This window comes from Glutamicibacter sp. MOO4 (assembly GCF_056934395.1).
Window position 1 is genome coordinate 2084252 of record NZ_CM167800.1, and the last position, 22001, is coordinate 2106252.

Genomic DNA, 22001 nt, shown 5'->3' on the forward strand with positions numbered 1-22001 from the left:
AGGTATGGCAGCCAAGAAGTCCCCCTTTTTTGATACCGCCACCACGTTAGGGAAAGTCGTTGCGTTCTTCGGAATCAGCGCCCTGTGTGGTGTGCTCGCAGCAGGTATGCTCGTACCCGTAGCAGCTATCGCGAAAACCGGTTTGACCACCGGTAACAGCGTCATCAGTGCACTTCCAAGCACCTTTGAGAAGCTCCCAATTTCGGAGCCTTCAAAGATCTTGGACGCGGACGGAAAGACCATTGCGTCCTTCTATCAGCAGAACCGCGAACCGGTGAAACTTGATGACATCTCCACACACATGCAGAAGGCAATCGTGTCGGTGGAAGATGAGCGCTTCTACGAGCACAAGGGTGTCGACCCTCGCGGTATCGCCCGCGCGGTGATCGGCAACCTTACCTCATCGTCCCGTTCCGGTGCTTCCACGCTCACCCAGCAGTATGTAAACAACCTGCTGGTGAACAATCAGGAGCTCACCGGCTCGGAAGAGTCGACCATTTCTGGTCAGAAGGATTACGCCGCGAAGATCCGCGAGCTGAAGTATGCGGTAGCTATTGAAAAGGAAATGTCTAAAGACGAAATCCTTGAAGGCTACCTGAACTTGGTGCTCTTCTCGGGTCGCGAGTACGGCATCCAGGCCGCAGCGCACCGTTTCTACTCGGTTGATGCCAAGGACCTAAACGTTCAGCAGTCAGCCATGCTTGCCGGCATGGTTCAGCTGCCCAACGTTTACAACCCAATCAACAACCCTGAGCGTTCGCTTGACCGCCGTAACAAGGTACTGGGCAACATGTACCGCACCGGCGTCATCACCGAAAAAGAGTACAACGAGGCTGTGAAGTCTGATCTCGAACTCAAGCCAAGTGTTTCCCCTTCGGGTTGCTCCTCGGCCAAGGACAACGCTTACTTCTGTGACTATGTCACCAACCTGATCTTGAGCGATGAAGCTTACGGTAAGACCAAGGAAGACCGTGAAGGTCTGCTCTACCGTGGTGGCTTGACCATCAAGACCACGCTGAACAGCAAGCTGAACGAAAAGGCTGCCAACGACGCTCGCGAGGCGATCGATCCGAACGCCAAGTCCAACAAGGACATTCACTCTTCAGTAGTTTCGGTCCAGCCTGGCACCGGCAACATTCTGACCATGGCTCAGAACACCGAGTACGGTCCAGAGAAGGAAGATACCGGCTCGAGCACGTACTACAACTTCGCAGTTGAGCGCTCCAAGGGTGGTGCCGGTGGTTTCCAGGGTGGTTCCACCATGAAGCCTTACACCACCTTGGGTTGGCTCACTGAGGGTAACCGCATGAACGACACCATCAATGCAAAGAAGCAGGTCTTCCAACCTGGCACGAAGTTCCGCGCTTCCTGCCTGCCTGGCAGCACCGCTACCGTGGGCACCAAGTGGGAGCCAAAGAACGCTTCAAAGGGCTTCTACCGCCCGATGAGCGTTGATACCGGCTTGTACTGGTCCATTAACACTGCGACCGTTCAGGAAGCCTACCGAACCGACTTGTGCACCATCGCTGACTACACCAAGCGCCTTGGCGTCTTGGATCAGGATGCTGATAATGGTCAGCCAGGTCCAATCAGCCCAGCTAACCCATCGTTCATCATTGGTTCAGCCAACATCACCCCACTGTCGCAGGCAGCAGCATTTGCTACCTTCGCCAACAAGGGCGAGTACTGCAAGCCACGCGCCATCACCGGCGTGACCGATTCAGCTGACAACGAGTACAAGGTCGCTGGCGAATCTTGCTCACAAGAGGTTGATCCAACCTATGTTGCCGATCTTGATAAGACTCTGAAGAAGATCGCTACCAAGCGTGTTTCTAAGGGTGTTGTCGAGGGACCAATCGCTGGTAAGACCGGTACTAACAACTACGCCACCTCGACCTGGTTTGTTGGTTTCACCACCGGCATCTCGACCGCTACGTGGGTAGGCCGTCTGGACGGCAAGGCTGCCACTGAGCAGAATTCGCTGCACGGCGCAATCATCAATGATAAGCAAGCACCTGAAATGGTTGACTCCTCCACCTACGCTGCACCGTTGTGGGTCGATTTCATGAAGGATGCAGTCCTTCAGTACGAGCGCAAGGGCTTTGGTAAGCCGGGCAAACGTCCAGCACCTGTAATCCCTTCCACTCCGGAAAGCGCAAAAACCGAAGGCGAGAAGCAGGACGCTGCTGCAGCGGCTGCCGCTGCTAGGGCTCGGGCTGCCGCCGAAGCACAGAAGCGAGCTGCTGCCCAGCAACGAGCAGAAGCTGAAGCTCGACAGCGTGCCGCTGATGCTAAGGAAGCTGCCGAGGATCGGGCCGAAGCTAAGAAGGATGCTGCAGCCAAGAAGAAGGCAGACGAGGCTAAGAAGAAAGCCGACGACGCCAAGAAGAAGGCTGAAGCTAAGAAGGACGCTGCCGAGGCTAAGGCAAAGGCTGAAGCTGCCAAGAAGAAGGCAGCCGCCGAAGCTAAGAAGAAGGCAGCAGCCGAAGCTAAGAAGAAGGCTGAAGAGGCAAGGAAGAAGGCGGCACAGTCGTCTAAACCTAAGCCGCCGAAGTCCACTGATTAGTCCGAATAATAGCTAGCTGCCAAGCAAAGGCCGCGTTCAACTTTGGTTGAACGCGGCCTTTCGGTTTAGATTGGCAATAGCGGACTTCATGAGAAGTAGCCCCCGGGCATGAAAGGACGATGGCAGAAAAGTCATGGTTGAACACAATACATTTGGCGCCACGCTGCGCCACGCAGCGGGTACAACAGCTTTGGCGGCCGGTGGAGCGTTGGCTCTCGGCACCGCCTTGATTGGCTACGGCATGCTGGAGACCCAGAAGTTTGGACTACGCCGTGAGACCCTGAATGTTCTGCCTAGAGGTGCTGCCGACATCAAGGTCCTGCACCTGTCCGACATTCACATGGTTCCGGGCCAAGAGACCAAAATTCAGTGGATCCGTGAACTCGCCGACCTGAAGCCAGACTTTGTGGTGAATACCGGCGATAACCTCAGCCACCGCAAGGGTGTTCCATCTTTGCTCAAGGCATTGGAACCGCTGATGGCGTTCCCGGGAGCCTTTGTTCCTGGCTCCAATTGCTACTACGCGCCCAAGCTGAAGAATCCTTTTAAATACTTCTCCAGCTCCGAGGGCTCCCCTAACCCGTCACCAAAGGACCAGCTGCCTTTTGAAGAAATGCACCGCGCATTTGGTGCAGCCGGTTGGAGCAACATGTCCAACCGCTCCCACTCGACGGTATTGAACGGACTGCGTCTGGATCTGACCGGGGTTGATGATCCGCACATCAACCGGGACCACTTCGCCGGATGGACCCGTGGCTCATCCACGAGCGACCAGGCTCCGCACGTGCGTATCGCACTGACTCACGCCCCATACCAGCGAGTCTTAGATCAGTTCACCGAAGCAAAGGCAGACGTTATTTTCGCTGGGCATACACACGGTGGCCAAGTCTGCATCCCTGGCTACGGCGCTTTGGTCTCAAACTGCGATCTGCCAACCTGGCGAGCTCGCGGCCTGAGCGACTGGGAGTACGCAGGCAACACGGTTCCGCTAAATGTCTCGGCCGGTTTGGGCACCTCACGCTTCGCCCCGATCCGCTTTGCTTGCCCACCTGAAGCAATTCTCGTGACGTTGAAGGCACGTAGCTAAACACTAAATATTGTTCTTGAGGTCCCGGTATTTTCGCCCTAGCTGGCGAAGTCCCGGGATCTCCTCATTTCCGATGTGAAGCGTTTCTTTCTCAAATTCAGAAATTGATTGAATTCTCCCAACCAGTGACTGTAAGCTGAAGCTCTGTCGAATTTCTGGATGAATACGGGGTACCGTGGCGCAAGCACAAAAGGTCGAGACCAAAGATCCAGTTCCGCTCTCGGCAACGTTGAAGAGATTGTACCCGTTTGTTAAGCCGATTCTTCCTCGGCTTTTCTGCGGATTCCTTTGTGCGCTCGGTGCCGGAATTGTTGCCCTAGCCATCCCTCAGGTGTTGGCGTGGCTGGTGAACTCTGTTTTTCACCGTGATGGTGCCACCTCCGAAGTCTGGATTTCCGTTGCCATCATTGCCGCCCTCGGATTTGTTGAAGCGCTACTGATTTTCCTGCGCCGCCAGTTTGTGCTCAATCCCGCCGCCGGGCTTGAAACCCAGATGCGCATTCGTTTCTACAAGCACCTTCAACGGCTGCCTGTTGCCTTCCACGAGCGCTGGGGCTCCGGCCAGCTACTCTCCCGCTCCATGTCGGATCTGTCGCTGTTGCGCCGTTGGCTGGCCTTCGGCGCAATGATGCTGGTCGTTGAGACCGTCACTGTGATCACCGGACTCATTCTGATGTTCACTCACTCGTGGATCTTGGGGTTGCTGTACTTGCTTGGCTCTATTCCCATTGCCATCAAGGCTTACCGCTTCCGCAATGAATACCGTGCGGCCAGCCGGCTCAGTCAGGACCAAGCCGGAGACCTTGCCACCGCCGTGGAAGAATCGGTGCACGGTATTCGTGTCATCAAGGCTTTTGGACGCGGTCCACACATCTACGAAGGATTTAATACTCAAGCCAAATCCCTCCAAGAAACCGAAATTGCCAAAGCTAAGACCTTGGCTAGTTTCTTGCTTACTGTGGTCGCGGTGCCAGAAACCATCTTGGGCATTGGCCTGTTCATTGGTATCGCTCAAGTCGCCAATGGAACGCTCAGTGTCGGCGCGCTGGTTGCCTACTTCGCCATCGCCGCAGTGATCGCTGGCCCGGTAGAAGGCATGGGAATGCTCTTGGGCATGACCTTGAGTACCAAGACTGCACTGGACCGGCATTTTGAGGTCATGGACTCGACCAATGACATTGTCTCTGTGGCCAACCCAACCGTCCCTGAAACGCGAGACGGAAGCGTGCAGCTACGTCACGTTCGTTTTGCCTACCCAGATGTAGCCGGAACACGCCGCCCGATCCTTGCCGACATTGATCTAGACATTCGTCCTGGCGAAACGATGGCCTTGGTGGGAATCACCGGTTCAGGCAAATCCACCTTATTGAACTTGATCCCCCGTCTGCACGATGCAACGGCCGGGGAAGTGCTCATCCATGGACAGAACGTCAAGGACTGGGAATTAGATCAGCTACGCACCGAAATTGCCGTGGCTTTTGAAGACACCACATTGTTCTCAAACACCATTCGAGAGAACGTCCTGCTCGGTGCCCCAGAACAACTAAACGAAGAACAACGCGAAGCACTGCTGAGCGAAGCACTAGACGTAGCCCAAGCGCACTTCACCTATGACCTGCCTGTCGGCGTAGATACTCTCATCGGTGAAGAGGGGCTTTCGCTCTCCGGCGGCCAGCGTCAGCGCATCGCGCTAGCACGTGCCATTGCGGCCCGTCCGAGCGTACTGGTCCTTGATGATCCGCTGTCCGCTTTGGATGTGAAGACAGAAGAACTGGTGACCGAGAAACTTCGAGAAGTTCTCGCCGGAACCACCACGCTCATCGTGGCTCACCGACCATCAACGGTGATGCTCGCAGACCGAGTGGCGTTGCTGCGCGATGGACGAATCGACGCGGTGGGCAGTCACACCCACCTGCTGAGCACCAATGAACACTACAGATTTGTCATTGCCAGTTTGGATGATGAAGAACAATCAGCAATTGAGGGAGCCTCCCGATGAGCCAGACACAAGGCGTCGCCAACGAGGACGCCATCAAACTCAACGCTGCTGATCGTAAGGTAGTACGCCAGCGGTCCTTCCGATTGCTCGGGGCACTGGCTTTGCCGCAGAAAAAGCTTTTTATCCTCACCGTAGTTTTGGTGTTGCTCTCCAATGCAGCACGCGTTCTGCTGCCGGTAATCATTGCCTTTGCTATCGACTGGACGCTACCTCAAGTACGTGAGGGCAACTGGTCAGCCTTGGGCCTTACCGGCGCCGGCTACATTATCTGCGCGATCCTCAGTGGCTTTTTGCTTTCTTGGTACATCAACTCTGCAGCAAAAATTTCGCAGGCTATGCTCTTGGATCTGCGACAGCAAGTGTTCCGTCATACCCAGCGCCTGAGCCTTGAGTTTCACGAGAACTACACCTCCGGTCGCATCATCTCCCGACAGACTTCAGACTTGGAAACTCTGCGAGAGCTGCTTGATCAGGGAGTCTCCGAGCTGGCTTCCTCCTGCGTCTTTGTTATCTTCACGCTGATTTCGATTTTCTTCCTCGACTGGCGCAGTGGATTAGTAGTCTGTGTTGCCGCGATTCCAGTGACCATCTTGTTCTTCTGGTACCAGCGCCGCTCTGAAGTTCTGTACCGCGAATCCCGCGTCGTTTCAGCCAAGGTGATTTCCACCTTTGTCGAAACGATGACCGGCATTCGCGCTGTGAAAGCTTTCCGCCGAGAACGGGCCAACGACGAGAACTACCAAGAAATTGCGGAAAAGTACCGGGATAATTCGGTCCGCTCCTTCAACCTGTTTGGTGTTTTGCAGCCCGGACTGGTGCTCATTGGCAACCTCACTGTGGCCGCTCTCTTAGCCTACGGTGGATTCCGAATCATCTCAGGGACCATGGCCGTCGGTGCCATGGTGGCGATCCTCTTGGCCTCAAAACGGCTCTTTCAGCCTGTAGAACAGATTGCGATGTTCTACTCGTCTCTGCAGTCAGCAACAGCGGCGTTGGAGAAGGTCTCGGGTCTGCTTGAAGAAGAACCAACGGTGCGTGAACCTGCGCAGCCTCAGTCCATCACCACAGTGGCCGGAGATCTTCAGTTCAAGGACGCGGTATTTGGTTATGGCAATGGACCGATCATCATGGACAAATTTGATCTGCACATCCCTGCCGGTCAAACGGTCGCTGTGGTGGGTCAGACCGGTGCAGGAAAATCGACGTTGGCCAAGCTCATCGCCCGCTTCTATGATCTTCGCTCCGGAACGTTGGCACTGGATTCGGTTCCGATCAATGAACTGTCCAACAAAGAGTTACGTCAGCACGTAGTGATGGTGACTCAGGAAGCGTTCCTCTTCTCGGGATCCGTTGCCGAGAACATTGCCCTGGGACGCCCTGGCGCGTCCCTTGAAGATATTGAGTCGGCGGCCCGCGCAGTTGGAGCTCACGAGTTCATCATGGATCTGCCCGAAGGTTATGACACCGACGTGAACAAACGCGGCGGCCGTGTCTCCGCTGGCCAGCGCCAGCTGATCTCCTTTGCACGAGCGTTCTTGGCAGATCCTGCAGTGTTGATACTTGATGAAGCCACCAGCTCCTTGGATATTCCTTCAGAGCGAGCTGTACAGCGCGGATTGCAGACGTTGCTGGGTAACCGTACGGCGCTGATCATTGCGCACCGGCTCTCCACTGTGCAGATCGCTGACCGGGTGTTGGTAGTTCACGATGGAAAGATCACCGAGGACGGTACACCACAGGAGCTCATTGCCAGTCAGGGACGTTTCGCCGCCTTACACAAGGCATGGAAAGACTCATTGGTCTAAGGTCCGCCGACCGACGAATAAACCCCTGCCGGCCCGGAATATCATTCCGGATCGACAGGGGTTTTATCGTGGAGTGCAACTAGCCTAGGCGCTGAACCTTAGGCCAGTTAGACGCTCATAGGCTTCAATGTACCGAGCGCGAGTCTTCTCAATAATCTCTTCTGGGAGCTGTGGTGGCTCCTGGTCAGAGTTCTTGTCCCAACCCGATGCGTCGCTGGTCAGCCAGTCGCGGACAAACTGCTTATCAAAGCTCGGCTGCGCCTGACCTGGCTGATAGGCCTCTGCGTCCCAGAAGCGTGATGAATCCGGGGTGAGCACCTCATCACCCAAAGTAACTTCACCGGTAGCTGCGTCAGCCCCAAACTCAACCTTGGTGTCAGCCAAGATGATGCCACGGCCACGGGCGATCTGTTCGGCCTGTTCGTACAACGCAACAGTCTTCTCACGCAGTGCCTCAGCCACGTCGTTGCCAACGCGCTCAACGGTCTGCTCGTAAGTGATGTTCTCGTCGTGCTCCCCCACCTCAGCTTTAGCCGATGGAGTGAACAGTGCAGGGGTCAAACGTGAACCGTCAACCAAGCCATCAGGCAATGGCAGGCTGCATACGGTCTTGGAGACCTTGTACTCAGCTAGCCCTGAACCGGTGAGGTAACCGCGAGCGATGCACTCGATCGGGTACATTTCCAGCTTCTTGCAGACCATGGCTCGTCCGGCCACAGCTTCTGGAACATCGGTGGAGATCACGTGGTTGGCGAAGTCGCTGAGCTGTTCAAACCACCAAAGGCTTAGCTGAGTCAGCACTTTGCCCTTGTCTGGGATCTCGCTGGAAAGTACAAAATCGTAGGCGCTGATGCGGTCCGAAGCAACGACCAGCACGCGGTCGGTGTCCTCGAAGCTCACACCGGCTGGCACGTACAAGTCGCGTACCTTGCCCGAGTAGAAATGGTCCCAACCTTCAAGGTCAAGAACTTCGGTCTTCAATCCTGCCATAACTGCCTAGTCCCTTACTTGCTTTGCTTCGCTACGACGATTTCGCCGCGTTCGGCCTTCAATGCAATGTCGGTGCGTGACTGGGCACCGTTCCAGCTGATCTGTGCAACGCCTGCGTAGGCAGCCTTGCGAGCAGCGCTCAGGTCATCGCCTAGACCAACCACTGCCAGCACACGTCCGCCAGCAACAATGACATTGCCTTGGGCATCCGCGGAGGTTCCGGCATGCATCACATGCACGTTTTCCAGTGCGTTGGCAGCGTCAAGGCCGGAAATTACCGCACCCTTCACCGGGGTGTCAGGGTAATTCTCTGCCGCGATAACTACGTCTACTGCGGTCTTGGACGACCAGTTCAACTGCTCATCATCATCAAGCTGACCCTTGGCGGCGGCCAACAAAATGCCACCAAGTGGAGTCTTGAGGCGTGCAAGCACCGCCTGAGTTTCAGGGTCACCAAAACGAGCATTAAATTCAATGACTCGAATACCACGCTTGGTCAGCGCCAAACCGCAGTAGAGCACACCGGTAAAGGCAGTGCCACGCTTTTCCATCTCACGCAGAGTTGGGTAAGCGACTCGGTCCATAACCTCGTTGACGAAGTTCTCTGGAAGCCACTCAAGTGGTGAGTAGGCACCCATGCCACCGGTATTTGGGCCTTCGTCATTATCGAAGATGCGCTTAAAATCTTGGGCTGGCGACAGTGGAACGGCATGCTTGCCATCGCAAATAACAAAAAGTGAAACTTCTGGGCCATCAAGGAATTCTTCAATGACTACAGTGCCGCCGGCTGCGAAGCAGGCTTCAGCGTGCTCAAGGGCCTCATCACGGTCAGAGGTGACAACAACACCCTTGCCTGCGGCTAGTCCATCATCCTTGACCACGTAAGGTGCGCCGAAGTCATCTAATGCGTTGGCGGCTTCCTCACGGTTGGTCGCCACATGAGCCATCGCGGTTGGAACTTCAGCCGCGGCCATCACGTTCTTGGCGAATGCTTTGGAAGCCTCCAGCTGGGCTGCGGCTTTGGTTGGGCCGAAGACCGGGATTCCCGCCTCAATGAGTGCGTCGGAAACGCCTGCTGCCAATGGCGCTTCGGGTCCAACAACGACCAGATCGCTAGCTAGCTCGCGGGCCAGCGCCAACACTGATGCTGGATCTTGTGCATCGATCTGATGGGTGGTGACGTCCTGTGCGATACCGGCATTACCGGGTGCACAATGAACTTCTTTGACGTAGGGGTCTGCACTGAGTGCTCGGACAATTGCATGCTCGCGGCCACCTGGGCCAATAACCAGTACCTTCACCCCGCCGAGTTTACCGGAGAAGTTGGGAGCTGATGCTGTCTATGACTTCCCCAGATCCTCTGAATTTGGACGCAGGATCACCCTGCTGCACGCCGTTGAGCATTGGTGCGCACAGTTCGCGAATAAACTGGGCAGATGGATGGATCAGTGGATATTTCCGATTGTGCGCAGCTGGTGCAGGTGCGACGTAATGGCGCGGTGGAATCTAGACACTACGGTGTAGCCGTGGTGCTCGGAGAAAACGGATCCTCATTGCTGGCTCTCGGTAACCCAGAGGCGCTGATCTTTCCGCGATCTGCACTCAAGCCCTTCCAAGCAATCGCTTCCTTGCGCTGCGGTGCACAACTAACTGAGGAACAGGTAGCTCTGACCTGCGCTAGCCACGTGGGCAGCTTTGCGCATCAGCAGCTTGCCTTACAGATTTTGGAATCAGCTGGACTGAGTACCGATGATTTGCAGTGCCCCGAAGCGTGGCCCGTAGATTCAGCGACTCGCACGCAGATGACCATTGAGCATCTGCCCAAGTCGCGCTTGACGTTCAACTGTTCGGGAAAACATGCAGGGTTCCTGAATGCAGCCAAGTCCCTAGGCGCTGACACCGACACGTACTTGGATCCGGCCCATCCTGTGCAGCAAACAGCTCACCGTGTCTTTGAAGAGTTCTGCGGCCCGGTGGCACGCACCGGCGTAGATGGCTGCGGCGCCCCAGCAGTGCAAATGTCCCTGCTCAGTCTGGCCCGCGGTTTCCATCACTTGCTCGCTACTTCAGATCCAGATGCTCAACGAGCCGTTACTGCCATGCTCCACCATCCCTGGGCGGTGAGGGGCGAAGGACAAGCAAATACCGAAGTCATCAAACACGCTGGTGTCATCGCTAAGTTAGGTGCCGAAGGAGTGCTGGCCATGACCGCTCCCAACGGGGTCACCGTGGCGATAAAAATGCTTGATGGCTCTTCGCGAGGAACCGATCTGTTGGCTCTGTCATTACTGCACAAGTTCTCGGCCATCGATGAAAATAGCTATCGCAAATTGCACCAGCAACTTCAGCCGCCGGCCACCACAGTTGGTGCCCAAGCAGCTGATCTACAGTTAGCTGGGACCGATTTTTAGTGATCAACTTCCACCCGGGACGACTCCCCCGGCAAATATGACAGTTTTACGTCATCGAAACAAAGAGATGAGATAGGTCATGGCAATCAAGCGTCGCGTTGATGAAACCGCTGGACGCTCGGCAGTGCGCGAGTGGGCTCAAACCGAGCCAGGACAAGCAAAAATATCCCGTCCTGTCCTCGCTATGGCGGTTCGCTACCTGCTGGAAGAATTAGCCTCTCGTGCCGAGGGAAATTCCGTTGAAGTACGCGTACCACCCTTCGGTGTGACTCAGTGCATAGCAGGGCCCAGGCACACCCGTGGAACACCGCCCAATGTAGTCGAAATGCCTGCTGAACTCTGGCTTTTGTTAGCTACCGGGCGAACGTATTGGAGTGAAGCACAGCAAACTGGCCAGTTGCACGCCTCTGGACTTAGGGCAGACTTGTCCGCGCACCTACCACTTATTGAGTACCCTTAAGGGTATGGAGCAACACCCCGCTACCCCGAGATCTGCAGAGCAAAGTGTCGAAGTGCAAATTCACTCGGCGCCCAAATTCTGGCCATTCATCTTGACCTTTGTCGTACTTGGTGCGCTAATCGGTCTGGTCACAGGTTTGCTCGGCGAACCTTCGCAGGAGTACACCCGCGCTTCAGCCTCCGGATTCTTCGCGATGTTCGGTGCTGGACTCGGTGCAGGTATCGGAGCATTGGTGTACGTGATCATTGATCGCTTCACGTCAAAAAAATCCACTAAGCATCTGGCAGTTCCTCTGGCCGAGGACACTGACTCCAGGGGACAACAAGGCTAGGCAGCTTTTCCCTTCCACTGAAGAGCGGGCGGCCGCGCACCTGGCCGCCACCAACCACACACAAACGGTCGGTGTCGACCAAACCAGAACATGAGAGAATAACTGACATGGCGCGTGGCGACGGATTCTTAAATCACGACCTGCTTCCAGGCGAGAAGGGGCCGCAGGACGAATGCGGCGTTTTCGGCGTTTGGGCTCCGGGCGAAGAGGTTGCAAAGCTGACCTATTACGGTCTGTATGCATTGCAACACCGCGGGCAGGAGTCAGCTGGCATTGCGACCAGCGACGGTGCACGCATCAATGTCTACAAGGACATGGGCCTGGTCTCGCAGGTATTCGACGAGAACACCTTGAACTCCATGAGCGGACAGCTGGCTGTTGGCCACTGCCGTTACTCCACCACCGGCGCCAGCCACTGGGCTAACGCCCAGCCAACTTTGGGTCCAACCCAGACCGGCACAGTTGCTTTGGCGCACAACGGTAACCTGACTAACTCCGCTGACTTGGCTGACATGGTTGTTGCCAAGCAGCAGGCAGATGGTGGCAAGGTCCGCGGCGAAATCGCTCAGGGCAATACCACCGACACCGCTTTGGTCACCGCTCTTTTGTCCGGGACCGAGGGACAGTCGCTGGAAGAAACCGCGCTGGAACTACTGCCTAAAATCGAAGGCGCCTTCTGCTTTGTCTTCATGAACGAAGACACCCTCTACGCAGCTCGCGATCCACACGGTGTACGCCCACTGGTATTGGGCCGATTGAACCGCGGTTGGGTTGTTGCCTCCGAGCAGCCAGCCTTGGCTACCGTAGGTGCCTCGTTCATCCGCGAAATCGAGCCAGGCGAAATGATCGCCATCGATGAGAATGGTGTTCGCTCCACCCGCTTTGCCGAGGCTACCCCCAAGGGTTGCGTTTTTGAGTACGTTTACCTCGCCCGCCCTGACGCTTCCATCGCTGGACGTTCGGTCTACGAGTCCCGCGTAGAAATGGGTCGCCAGCTGGCCCGCGAAAACAGCGCGGATGCAGATATCGTGATCCCAGTTCCGGAATCTGGTACCCCCGCAGCCATTGGTTACGCCGAAGAATCTGGCATTCCATTCACCCATGGTTTTGTGAAGAACGCCTACGTTGGCCGTACCTTCATTCAGCCTTCGCAGACCCTTCGCCAGCTGGGCATCAAGCTAAAGCTCAACGCCTTGGAAACCGTCTTGCGCGGTAAGCGCGTGGTGGTAGTGGATGACTCGATCGTTCGTGGCAACACCCAGCGTGCGGTAGTTCGTATGCTGCGTGAAGCTGGAGCTTCCGAGGTGCATGTGAAGATTTCTTCGCCTCCGGTGAAGTGGCCTTGCTTCTACGGCATCGATTTCGCCTCCCGCGCAGAACTGATTGCCAATGGTGCAGCAGTGGATCAGATCGCTACCTCCATTGGTGCTGACTCGCTGGCCTATATCTCTGAAGACGGCATGATCGAAGCCACCATGCAGCCACGCGAGCGTCTGTGCACCGCGTGCTTCACCGGTGACTACCCGATCGCGCTTCCGCAGGAAGAACGTCGGGGAAAGAATCTGCTTGAGCGTGCTAACCAGCCTGGTTGCGAGCCCGGCCCAGATTCCGAATTCGAAAACATCAGCTAAGTACCCGGGACCTCCCCACACATCTCGTTGCAAGCGGCACCGGAGAACCGGTGCTCACGACAGAAAAGGAAACCTCTGCCATGAGCGGCAATGATCAGCCAACTTCCATCACCTATGCCGGTGCCGGCGTTGACGTTGAGGCCGGTGACCGTGCCGTTGAGTTGATGAAGGGTGCGATCAAGGCTACCCACACCTCGGGTGTCGTCGGAGGCGTTGGCGGTTTCGCCGGGCTTTTTGATGTCTCCTTCTTGACCGGTTACAAAAAGCCTTACCTAGCTACCTCCACCGATGGTGTGGGCACCAAGGTGGCTATCGCCCAGAAGCTGGACATCCACGACACCATCGGCCAGGACCTGGTCGGCATGGTAGTTGACGACATCGTCGTCGTAGGTGCCAAGCCACTATTCATGACCGACTACATTGCCACCGGCAAGGTTGTCCCAGAGCGCATCGCGGACATCGTTCGCGGTATTGCCGAGGGTTGCAAGCTCGCTGGCACCGCATTGGTCGGCGGCGAAACCGCTGAGCACCCAGGCCTGCTGGCGGAAGACGAATACGATGTTGCCGGCGCTGCCACCGGTGTTATCGAAGCTGATCAGCTGCTCGGCCCAGAACGTGTTCTGGCCGGCGACGTTGTTATCGGCATGGCCTCTTCAGGTATTCACTCCAACGGTTACTCGCTGGTGCGTCGGGTTATTGCCCACGCTAAGTGGGAACTGGACCGCGAGGTTGCCGAGTTCGGTAAGACCCTGGGTGAAGAACTGCTTGTTCCAACCCGCATTTACACCACCGCCTGCTTGGATCTGATTGATGATCTGAACAACGGCGAGGACTTCGGTGTGCATGGCTTCAGCCACGTGACCGGTGGTGGCCTAGCTGCCAACCTCGCTCGTGTGTTGCCACAGGGCTTGATGGCTCGTGTGGATCGCTCCACCTGGGCTTTGCCAGCTGTCTTCTCCACCATCGCGACTCTGGGCAACGTGCCACAGCCAGATCTGGAGCGCACCCTGAACTTGGGCGTTGGCATGGTAGCCATCGTTGATCAGGCCGTGGCAGACCGTGCTGTACAGCTGCTGAACAAGTCAGGTATGGGCGCATGGGTTATGGGTCAGGTTGAAAACATTGATCCGTCGGCAGCTGACGCAGGCTTGGACTTCGTCCAAGGTGCTAAGGGTGTTGACGGTGGCGCAGTGCTGCTGACCGGAGCCTACGCCAAGTAGCCAGCACAGTTACCTACAACGAAGCGCCGCACTGATTGTCAGTGCGGCGCTTCGTTTATTTCGGCTTAGGTTCGGGCAGCCCTAGTCCAGTTGGCTCAGAGCCTGGTCCAAGGGGATCCGCCAACGCCAGGTAGCTTTTTGTTCTCCGCGCACATGGCCATTGGTGATCAGCGCTACGGGCAGTTCACGTTTGACGAAGTTCAGCAATACTTTGTAGCCGCTCATCACTGCCAGGGAGGACCCCAGCACAAGCAAGGAGCTGGATTCTTCTTCCAACGCGGTCATGAGTTCTTTGCGTTCAGCTGGGACGCTTTCCCCGAAGTAGACAACGTCTGGTTTGAGCGCATAGGAATCGCAATTCAGGCAACGAACCATCACAAACTGGTCGATGAGGTATTGCGGTAGCTCCACATCGCCATCGGGATTCACCGCGGCGGGATCAATTTCTACCGCTTCTATGTAACCCTTGTTGGCCGCTTCCAGTCGTACGTCGAAGTCCCTACGGTTCTCGCTAAATCCGCAGTTTAGACAACGCACAGTCGAGAGATCTCCATGCACCGGGATCACGCGTTGGGATCCCGCTTGCTGGTGCAGGCCATCCACGTTCTGGGTGATGATTCCGCTAATCTTGCCTTCACGTTCCCACTGCACCAAGCGCCGGTGAATCTGGTTTGGTTCAGCCTTATCCATGTGGCGCCAGCCTACGTAGCCGCGCGCCCAGTAGCGTTGGCGTGCTTCAGGACGGTAGCGGAATTCCTGATAAGTCATCGGACGGTGACGCTGTAGCGATCCGTTAGGGCCCCGGTAGTCTGGAATGCCCGAGTCAGTGGAAACCCCGGCACCGGTAACAACTAGCACGTTGCCCGCAGCGAGGATTTGTTTCACACCCTCAAGCGCTTCGGCTTCGGGTGTTGGTGGAGCTTGCTCCTCCACAATTCGCTGCATCGAGCGTATGGCAGAGTGGTGCGCCATCTGGATTGATAGCTCTTCTTTGCTACTCACGTTCCACCTCAAGCTTGTTAGACACGACAAAGGCCGCAGCGACTACTAGCTAATTTAGCTTAGTCCCTGCGGCTTGTCGTAAATGTACTGAAGAGCTGTACCACTTGGTGCTTTGGGTGTGGCACTGAGAGTCAAGAACTCCCGGTCTCAGATAAGGAGATTAATCCTCATCGTCGTCTCGTGAGTACTTCTTAGTCAGATCGTCGTAATCCGAATAATCTTCTTCATACGATGAATCATTACGCTCAATTTTTTGAGCATGATGATCGGACTGAACGCCCAACTCGCGTTCTAGTGCCGAAAGGTCAGTGGACGGAGAGTAGTACTTAATGTCTCGCGCCTGACGCTGTGCTTTAGCCTTTTGACGGCCGCGCCCCATGGCGTGACCCCCTCTTTTCAGTAGAGTCGGAAGGTGGTCCACCTTAAAAGATGAAGGCCCCCGAATATGTGATCAGTTCTTTCGTATTTAAAGGTTAACATGATTCACCGGCGAGCATTGAACGCAACACTCTCCGATACCGCTAGACTGTCAATTAGTCCAACGACTATGTATTGAGCTGATGAACGTTCGCAGGACCCGACAATGAAGGAGCCCAGCAGGTGGTGGAAAAGAATCTGCCGGAGCCGCAGGCGGCATTGCCCCCATTGCAGCCCGAAACTCAGAAGCCTAAGCGACGCGGTGGCCAATGGGCACTAATGATCATCGCCGTTTTGGCGCTGGCCGCTGCCGTGGTCTTTGTGGTGTTACGCATCATAGATCCCCCAGCTTCGCCCATTGCGAACAACGTGGAACGCAACGAATCCCCTGGGCTCGACGGGATCATTGCAACCGAAATGCCTCCAGCTCAGCTAGAACTCGGAGATTGCCTTCGCGAATTCGATTCTCCGTTGGACACGCAAACTGTCGTGACCTGCAATTCAGCGCACAACGCTCAGATGATCGGTTCCTTTGAAGTTTCCGGCACCGACTACCCTGGCGCCAACGAGCTACTGACCCAGTCAGAAGATATGTGCAAATCTGTCTCCATTGATCCCAGCGCTGGCTTGGACTCCACGTGGACTTATCACTTCTCCCGCCCTTCTGAAAGCACCTGGGGCCAGGGCGACCGGACGGTCTCTTGCTTCTTGAGCGTCTCCGAAGGCAACGTACGCACTTCGCTCTTGCCTGAAGAATCGACCGAGAATTCTGAAGACGAAAAGTCCACGGATGAATCTTCCGAGGATGAGGATTCGAAGGCCGAAGAGACCACCGAAAGCTAAGTAAATATTTCTTGCGCAATAGTCTTGAGCAAAAAGTGAGTAGGGGCATGAACAGAATGATTCTGTTCATGCCCCTACTTTTTTGTTATTAGCTCTTCTTCAACACCTTGAGCTGATCCGCCTCTTGGTCAAGAAGCACTTCAACGGTGTCACCATCTTGTACATTGCCAGCCAAGATTTCCTTAGCCAACCGGTCCCCGATTTCACGCTGAACCAAGCGACGCAAAGGACGCGCACCATAGGCAGGATCGTATCCGGTCAGGGCCAGCCATCCACTGGCAGCCTGATCAACCTCTAGGCTCAGACGACGTTCGGCAAGGCGCTGCGAAAGAAGCTCAATCTGCAGCTTCACAATGTTGCCCAACTCCTCCAGGCTCAGTGGATCAAACAGGATGACCTCATCCAAGCGGTTCAAGAACTCCGGCTTGAACGACGCATTGACGACGTTCATGACCGCGCTCTTTTTCTCCGCCTCTTCCATGCTTGGATCAACCAGGAACTGCGAACCAAGGTTGGAAGTGAGAATCAGGATGGTATTCCTGAAGTCCACTGTCCGGCCCTGCCCGTCAGTCAGCCGGCCATCGTCGAGCACCTGAAGCAGAATGTCGAATACCTCTGGATGCGCCTTCTCAACCTCATCAAGCAAGATCACCGAGTATGGGCGCCGACGCACTGCTTCGGTGAGCTGCCCGCCTTCTTCATACCCAACGTATCCCGGAGGGGCACCAACGAGGCGTGAGACTGCATGCTTCTCCGAGTACTCAGACATGTCGATTCGAACCATCGCACGCGGGTCATCAAAGAGGAAGTCTGCCAAGGACTTAGCCAGCTCAGTCTTACCAACACCGGTTGGCCCAAGGAACAGGAAGGATCCTGTAGGCCGGTTGGGATCGGCAATACCAGCACGAGTCCGGCGTACTGCATCCGAGACGGCGCTAACAGCTTGCTTCTGCCCCATCAACCGCTGGCCAAGGATCTGTTCCATATCCAGCAACTTCTGGCTTTCACCCTGAAGCATTCGACCCGCTGGAATTCCTGTCCACGCTGAAATGACTTCGGCGATGTCATCGGCAGTGACCTCGTCAGCGACCATGCTATCTTGGGTTGAGCGGTTCGCCTCGGCGAGCGCAGCAGCATCCAATTGCTTCTGGAGAGCTGGAATCTCTCCGTAGAGAAGACGTGAGGCCTTCTCCAAGTCACCTTCGCGCTGCGCCTTTTCTGCCTGGCCACGTAGCTCATCAAGTTTGACCTTGAGATCACCTACGCGGTTTAGTCCGGCCTTCTCCGACTCCCACTGAGAGTTCAGTGCGTCAAGAGTTTCCTTCTTGTCGGCCATGTCTTTGCGTAGTGCCTCCAAGCGCTCGATTGATGCTGGATCACTCTGGTCGGATAGGGCCAGTTCTTCCATGGTCAGTCGGTCCACTTCACGGCGCAGTTCATCGATTTCCTCTGGTGCTGAGTCAATCTCCATGCGCAGTCGGCTGGCTGCTTCGTCAACGAGGTCAATGGCCTTATCTGGAAGCTGACGCCCTGAGATGTACCGGTTGGATAGCGATGAGGCTGCCACGAGTGCGGAGTCAGCAATGGACACCTTGTGGTGCGCTTCGTAGCGTTCTTTGAGTCCGCGCAGGATGGCAATGGTGTCATCTACGCTCGGCTCTCCAACGTACACCTGAGCAAAGCGTCGTTCCAGGGCTGGGTCCTTCTCGATGTTCTCGCGGTACTCGTCCAAGGTGGTGGCACCGATCAGGCGCAGTTCACCACGGGCGAGCATTGGCTTGAGCATATTTCCGGCGTCCATGGCGCCTTCAGAAGCGCCAGCACCAACAACGGTATGGATCTCATCGATGAACGTCACGATCTGCCCGTCTGAAGATTTGATCTCTTCAAGAACAGACTTCAAGCGCTCTTCAAATTCACCACGGTACTTAGCACCGGCCACCATAGCACCCAGATCAAGGGAGATCAGGGTCTTGCCTCGCAGGGACTCGGGAACGTCTCCGGCAATCATGCGCTGAGCTAGCCCCTCAACCACTGCAGTCTTACCAACACCGGGCTCACCGATGAGCACAGGGTTGTTTTTGGTCCTGCGAGAAAGCACCTGGACAAGCCGACGAATTTCACGGTCACGGCCAATGACAGGATCTAGCTTGCCGGAGCGCGCCATAGCTGTCATGTCAGTGCCAAACTTTTCCAAAGATTGGAAAGTGGCTTCGGGGTTTGGATTATCAACCTTGCGGTCCCCACGAATGGTAGGCAAGGTTCCCACCAAGAGCTCGCGGGTAGCACCGAAGTCACGCATGGTTTCGCCGGCCTTGGTTTGATCCGAGGCCAGTGCGATGAGCAGGTGCTCGGTAGAAACGTAGGTGTCGCCCATTTCGGTCGCGGTTTCCTGGGCGTTGCTGACTACCTGCAAGAGCTGACGTGAGAACTGGGCCTGGGCCACTGAGCTACCCGAGCTTGATGGCAGCGCACTAATAGTGGCGCTAGCCTTCACTGACAGAGCATCAACATCAAGCCCAGCCGTTTTCAGCAGGGCAACAGCGACGGAGTCTCGCTGATCCAGAAGTGCCTTGAGCAAGTGCGCTGGTTCAATCTGCGCATTGCCTGCGGTGGAGGCATTCATACCGGAAGCTGAGAGAGCCTCCTGGCTCTTAGTGGTGAGTTTGGTGTCCACGCTCGTCCTTTCTCTCTTTGGGTGAACCCATAAACTTGAGTGTACTTAACTCAACTCTATTGTAGGTGACTTTATTCCAACCAGAAACACGTTGCAAGAGCCTTAGGATGAATCATGACCAATCCCGATACCCCCGAGGTGTACAGCTCGAATCACGACTCAATGATTCAGGTTTTCATTGATCAGCACCGGCAGATGCTGCACGACAGTTTGGAAACTCTCACGGAGTCTGAAGTACTTATGCAGCTAGTGAATTCCAAGACGACGTTACTTGGATTGCTCAAGCACGCCACCTTCGTTGAACGCGTTTGGTTCGGCGAAGCTGCCGCTGGGACCTCACGCAAGCAACTGGGAATCCCCGATAGCCCAGATGAGACCTTTGACCTCCTACCCACGGACAGCATTGAATCAGTGCAACGTGACTACACTCAGGCCATCGAACACTCTCGCAAAGTAGTACAGGGCACGAGTGGGGACGAGATCTTCCCAGGAAACCGACGAGGGCCACTACCGCTACGCTGGATTCAGCTCCACGTACTTCGTGAACTCGCTCAGCACTGCGGGCACGCAGATATCGTGCGTGAACAAATCATCGATGCACGCCAGTAGCACTCCCCAACCAACGGAAACGCAGCGAAGATGTCACTAACCCTCATCCCCATCCCCGCCCAAAAATTCTCATCATGGCTCAAGCGCAGTACCAGCGAATACGTCGCAGATCTCATCACTGCAGGTACAAGTCCGGCTAAAGCGCAGGACAATGCCGAACGAACCATGGCAGGATCATTTCCGGATTCCCTTCCCACCGATTCCAACGCGGTCTTCATTCTGGATCATGATGAATTTGGCGATGTCGGGTACCTCTGGATTGGTCGAGACACCTCCGAAGATCCAGCCTATTGGTGGCTGTGGGACATCATGGTGGATCCCGAATACCAAGGCAAAGGCTTTGGCCGGGAAGCTATGGAACTAGCGGAAGCCTACGCTCTCGCCCAAGGCGCAAAGACTCTTGGGCTAAGCGTCTTTGGGTTCAATCATGCTGCACGCGGCCTCTATGAATCCTTAGGATTCGAAACCACCAGCGTCAAGATGCGCAAAACGCTCTAGGATGGCCACATGATCCACGCTCACTCAGAACGCGCGAACACGAACCATGTATGTCACTAATCACATCTTCATCTGCACTGCGGGTCTTCCCAGCCACTGACAAAACACGTTAGGCTTGAAATACGTAAGGGAGTATTCATAAGCGTTTCACCCGTCAATACGTGGACCTTCATAGGTCTACCGGGTTTTACGGCCAGCTCTAAGCAGGCGAAGAGACTTACTCAAAATCGTCTAAACGCGCCTTACGAAAGTAGGACCTTCCATGGAAGTATCTGCCCTAATTTGGACCCTCACTGTGGTGCTCATTCTCGGCCTGTTGGCCTTCGATTATTTCTTCCACATACGCAAGGCCCACGTTCCGAACCTGCGAGAAGCAGCGATCTGGTCCAGCATTTATGTTGGCATTGCCCTGCTCTTCGGAGTCTTTGTACTGATCTTCGGCGGCATCGATATGGGCACCGAGTACTTCGCTGGTTACATCACCGAAAAAGCACTGTCGGTAGATAACCTCTTTGTATTCCTGATCATCATCGCTAGCTTCCGAGTCCCCCGTGAAGACCAGCAAAAAGTATTGCTCTTTGGCATCGTCTTTTCGCTGATTGCCCGCACCGGCTTCATCTTTGTTGGCGCAGCCCTGATCAACCAGTTCGCCTGGGTCTTCTATCTCTTTGGCTTGATCTTGCTGCTAACTGCAGGCAATTTGCTGAAGAAAGATGATGAATCTGATGAAGCCAATAACTTCATCATCCGTATCGCCAAGAAGCTGTTCCACACCACCGATAGCTACGACGGTGACAAACTTTTCACCAAGATTGACGGCAAAAAAGTACTGACCCCGATGCTCCTGGTCATGGTGGCCATCGGTGGAACCGACATTCTGTTCGCTCTGGATTCGATCCCGGCCATCTTCGGCCTAACCCAGAATGTCTACATCGTCTTTACCGCGACAGCATTCTCACTTATGGGACTGCGCCAGTTGTACTTCCTTCTTGACGGGTTGCTTGATCGACTGATCTACCTGTCCTACGGTCTCGCAGCGATCCTGGCCTTCATCGGCGTCAAGCTGATCCTGCACGCACTGCACGAAAACAATCTGTCATTCATCAACGACGGTGAACACGTTCAAGTCATCGAAATTAGTACCGGATTGTCCTTGACCGTAATCATTGGTGCCTTGCTCATTACCGTACTTGCATCCCTGTTCAGCAAGGCCGGGAAGGCTCAGACTGCTATTGGCAACCTAGGACGTCACGCCAGTAGCTACACAGATCTGACCTACACCTCGGATCCAAACGAACGTGAACGCATCTACCAGGCCTTGCTTGAAGAGGAAGCCTACGTGAAGTCGATGGCCAAGAAATACCGGGACAAGGCCAAAGACGTCGAGAAGATTCGCGAAGAAGTTGCCGAAGCGCATCAGCAACACGAACACTATCTAAATAGCTAGCTTCTGCT

At 55.4% G+C, this 22001-nt stretch carries 18 protein-coding genes; 13 read left to right on the forward strand and 5 right to left on the reverse strand.

Annotated elements, in window-relative coordinates; translation table 11 throughout:
• The first annotated feature begins 4 nt into the window (after positions 1-4).
• From AC1Z3F_RS09760 to AC1Z3F_RS09775, 4 genes are all read left to right on the forward strand, one after another.
• Positions 5-2566, forward strand: a complete 2562-nt coding sequence (locus AC1Z3F_RS09760; protein ID WP_483565625.1) for a transglycosylase domain-containing protein — start codon at positions 5-7, stop codon at positions 2564-2566.
• Positions 2567-2699: 133 nt separating this feature from the next.
• Positions 2700-3653 (forward strand): metallophosphoesterase, encoded by a 954-nt coding sequence (locus AC1Z3F_RS09765; protein ID WP_483565626.1) that lies wholly within the window; start codon positions 2700-2702, stop codon positions 3651-3653.
• Positions 3654-3828: 175 nt separating this feature from the next.
• Complete coding sequence (locus tag AC1Z3F_RS09770; RefSeq protein WP_483565627.1) at positions 3829-5652, forward strand: ABC transporter ATP-binding protein; 1824 nt, start codon at positions 3829-3831, stop codon at positions 5650-5652.
• A complete protein-coding gene (locus tag AC1Z3F_RS09775) occupies positions 5649-7457 on the forward strand; it encodes an ABC transporter ATP-binding protein (protein ID WP_131088920.1) in 1809 nt (602 codons plus the stop codon). Before AC1Z3F_RS09770 ends, AC1Z3F_RS09775 begins: the two co-directional genes overlap by 4 nt.
• Before the next feature lie 84 nt (positions 7458-7541).
• On the opposite strand, the gene AC1Z3F_RS09780 is transcribed toward AC1Z3F_RS09775, so the two are convergent.
• Both AC1Z3F_RS09780 and purD read right to left on the reverse strand, forming a co-directional pair.
• Positions 7542-8447 (reverse strand): phosphoribosylaminoimidazolesuccinocarboxamide synthase, encoded by a 906-nt coding sequence (locus AC1Z3F_RS09780; RefSeq protein WP_131088921.1) that lies wholly within the window; start codon positions 8445-8447, stop codon positions 7542-7544.
• 14 nt (positions 8448-8461) lie between these two features.
• Entirely contained in the window at positions 8462-9748 is a 1287-nt protein-coding gene (purD, locus tag AC1Z3F_RS09785) for a phosphoribosylamine--glycine ligase (RefSeq protein ID WP_131088922.1), read from the reverse strand.
• 147 nt (positions 9749-9895) lie between these two features.
• Between purD and AC1Z3F_RS09790 the strand changes: the two genes are divergently transcribed.
• The 5 genes from AC1Z3F_RS09790 (at position 9896) to purM (ending at position 14500) form a co-directional block, all read left to right on the forward strand.
• Complete coding sequence (locus AC1Z3F_RS09790) at positions 9896-10858, forward strand: asparaginase (RefSeq protein ID WP_483565628.1); 963 nt, start codon at positions 9896-9898, stop codon at positions 10856-10858.
• Positions 10859-10937: 79 nt separating this feature from the next.
• Positions 10938-11318 carry a sterol carrier family protein gene (locus AC1Z3F_RS09795; protein ID WP_131088924.1) on the forward strand — a complete coding sequence of 127 codons (381 nt, stop codon included), beginning with the start codon at positions 10938-10940 and terminating at the stop codon, positions 11316-11318.
• Between the two features lie 4 nt (positions 11319-11322).
• Complete coding sequence (locus AC1Z3F_RS09800) at positions 11323-11649, forward strand: hypothetical protein (protein WP_131088925.1); 327 nt, start codon at positions 11323-11325, stop codon at positions 11647-11649.
• A gap of 107 nt (positions 11650-11756) precedes the next feature.
• Positions 11757-13280: an amidophosphoribosyltransferase gene (gene purF / locus AC1Z3F_RS09805; protein WP_131088926.1), complete on the forward strand. Its 1524-nt coding sequence runs from the start codon at positions 11757-11759 to the stop codon at positions 13278-13280.
• A gap of 80 nt (positions 13281-13360) precedes the next feature.
• Entirely contained in the window at positions 13361-14500 is a 1140-nt protein-coding gene (gene purM / locus AC1Z3F_RS09810) for a phosphoribosylformylglycinamidine cyclo-ligase (protein ID WP_131088927.1), read from the forward strand.
• Positions 14501-14581: 81 nt separating this feature from the next.
• On the opposite strand, the gene AC1Z3F_RS09815 is transcribed toward purM, so the two are convergent.
• On the reverse strand, positions 14582-15472 hold the full coding sequence (locus tag AC1Z3F_RS09815; protein ID WP_131089816.1) for a Sir2 family NAD-dependent protein deacetylase: 891 nt from the start codon (positions 15470-15472) through the stop codon (positions 14582-14584).
• A gap of 190 nt (positions 15473-15662) precedes the next feature.
• Positions 15663-15881 carry a DUF3073 domain-containing protein gene (locus tag AC1Z3F_RS09820; protein WP_131088928.1) on the reverse strand — a complete coding sequence of 73 codons (219 nt, stop codon included), beginning with the start codon at positions 15879-15881 and terminating at the stop codon, positions 15663-15665.
• Between the two features lie 224 nt (positions 15882-16105).
• On the opposite strand from AC1Z3F_RS09820, the gene AC1Z3F_RS09825 reads away from it, so the two are divergent.
• Positions 16106-16762 (forward strand): septum formation family protein, encoded by a 657-nt coding sequence (locus AC1Z3F_RS09825; RefSeq protein ID WP_131088929.1) that lies wholly within the window; start codon positions 16106-16108, stop codon positions 16760-16762.
• An 88-nt stretch (positions 16763-16850) separates the two neighbouring features.
• Here AC1Z3F_RS09825 and clpB read toward each other — a convergent pair whose 3' ends face one another.
• Positions 16851-19439, reverse strand: a complete 2589-nt coding sequence (gene clpB, locus AC1Z3F_RS09830; RefSeq protein WP_131088930.1) for an ATP-dependent chaperone ClpB — start codon at positions 19437-19439, stop codon at positions 16851-16853.
• Positions 19440-19553: 114 nt separating this feature from the next.
• Here clpB and AC1Z3F_RS09835 point away from each other — a divergent pair, with 114 nt between their 5' ends.
• The 3 genes from AC1Z3F_RS09835 (at position 19554) to AC1Z3F_RS09845 (ending at position 21993) form a co-directional block, all read left to right on the forward strand.
• Positions 19554-20048: a DinB family protein gene (locus AC1Z3F_RS09835; RefSeq protein ID WP_483565629.1), complete on the forward strand. Its 495-nt coding sequence runs from the start codon at positions 19554-19556 to the stop codon at positions 20046-20048.
• 30 nt (positions 20049-20078) lie between these two features.
• Positions 20079-20546 (forward strand): GNAT family N-acetyltransferase, encoded by a 468-nt coding sequence (locus AC1Z3F_RS09840; protein ID WP_131088932.1) that lies wholly within the window; start codon positions 20079-20081, stop codon positions 20544-20546.
• Positions 20547-20808: 262 nt separating this feature from the next.
• Positions 20809-21993, forward strand: a complete 1185-nt coding sequence (locus AC1Z3F_RS09845; protein WP_131088933.1) for a TerC family protein — start codon at positions 20809-20811, stop codon at positions 21991-21993.
• The last annotated feature ends 8 nt before the right edge of the window (positions 21994-22001 follow it).

Bases quoted from the DNA above. Each gene is read 5' to 3' on its own strand.
- AC1Z3F_RS09775 (WP_131088920.1), top strand. From the start codon at position 5,649: ATGAGCCAGACACAAGGCGTCGCCAACGAGGACGCCATCAAACTCAAC.
- AC1Z3F_RS09760 (WP_483565625.1), top strand. From the start codon at position 5: ATGGCAGCCAAGAAGTCCCCCTTTTTTGATACCGCCACCACGTTAGGG.
- AC1Z3F_RS09820 (WP_131088928.1), bottom strand. From the start codon at position 15,881: ATGGGGCGCGGCCGTCAAAAGGCTAAAGCACAGCGTCAGGCGCGAGAC.
- AC1Z3F_RS09800 (WP_131088925.1), top strand. From the start codon at position 11,323: ATGGAGCAACACCCCGCTACCCCGAGATCTGCAGAGCAAAGTGTCGAA.
- purF (WP_131088926.1), top strand. From the start codon at position 11,757: ATGGCGCGTGGCGACGGATTCTTAAATCACGACCTGCTTCCAGGCGAG.
- AC1Z3F_RS09840 (WP_131088932.1), top strand. From the start codon at position 20,079: ATGTCACTAACCCTCATCCCCATCCCCGCCCAAAAATTCTCATCATGG.
- AC1Z3F_RS09835 (WP_483565629.1), top strand. From the start codon at position 19,554: ATGACCAATCCCGATACCCCCGAGGTGTACAGCTCGAATCACGACTCA.
- AC1Z3F_RS09795 (WP_131088924.1), top strand. From the start codon at position 10,938: ATGGCAATCAAGCGTCGCGTTGATGAAACCGCTGGACGCTCGGCAGTG.
- AC1Z3F_RS09815 (WP_131089816.1), bottom strand. From the start codon at position 15,472: ATGGCGCACCACTCTGCCATACGCTCGATGCAGCGAATTGTGGAGGAG.
- AC1Z3F_RS09765 (WP_483565626.1), top strand. From the start codon at position 2,700: ATGGTTGAACACAATACATTTGGCGCCACGCTGCGCCACGCAGCGGGT.
- AC1Z3F_RS09780 (WP_131088921.1), bottom strand. From the start codon at position 8,447: ATGGCAGGATTGAAGACCGAAGTTCTTGACCTTGAAGGTTGGGACCAT.
- purM (WP_131088927.1), top strand. From the start codon at position 13,361: ATGAGCGGCAATGATCAGCCAACTTCCATCACCTATGCCGGTGCCGGC.
- AC1Z3F_RS09845 (WP_131088933.1), top strand. From the start codon at position 20,809: ATGGAAGTATCTGCCCTAATTTGGACCCTCACTGTGGTGCTCATTCTC.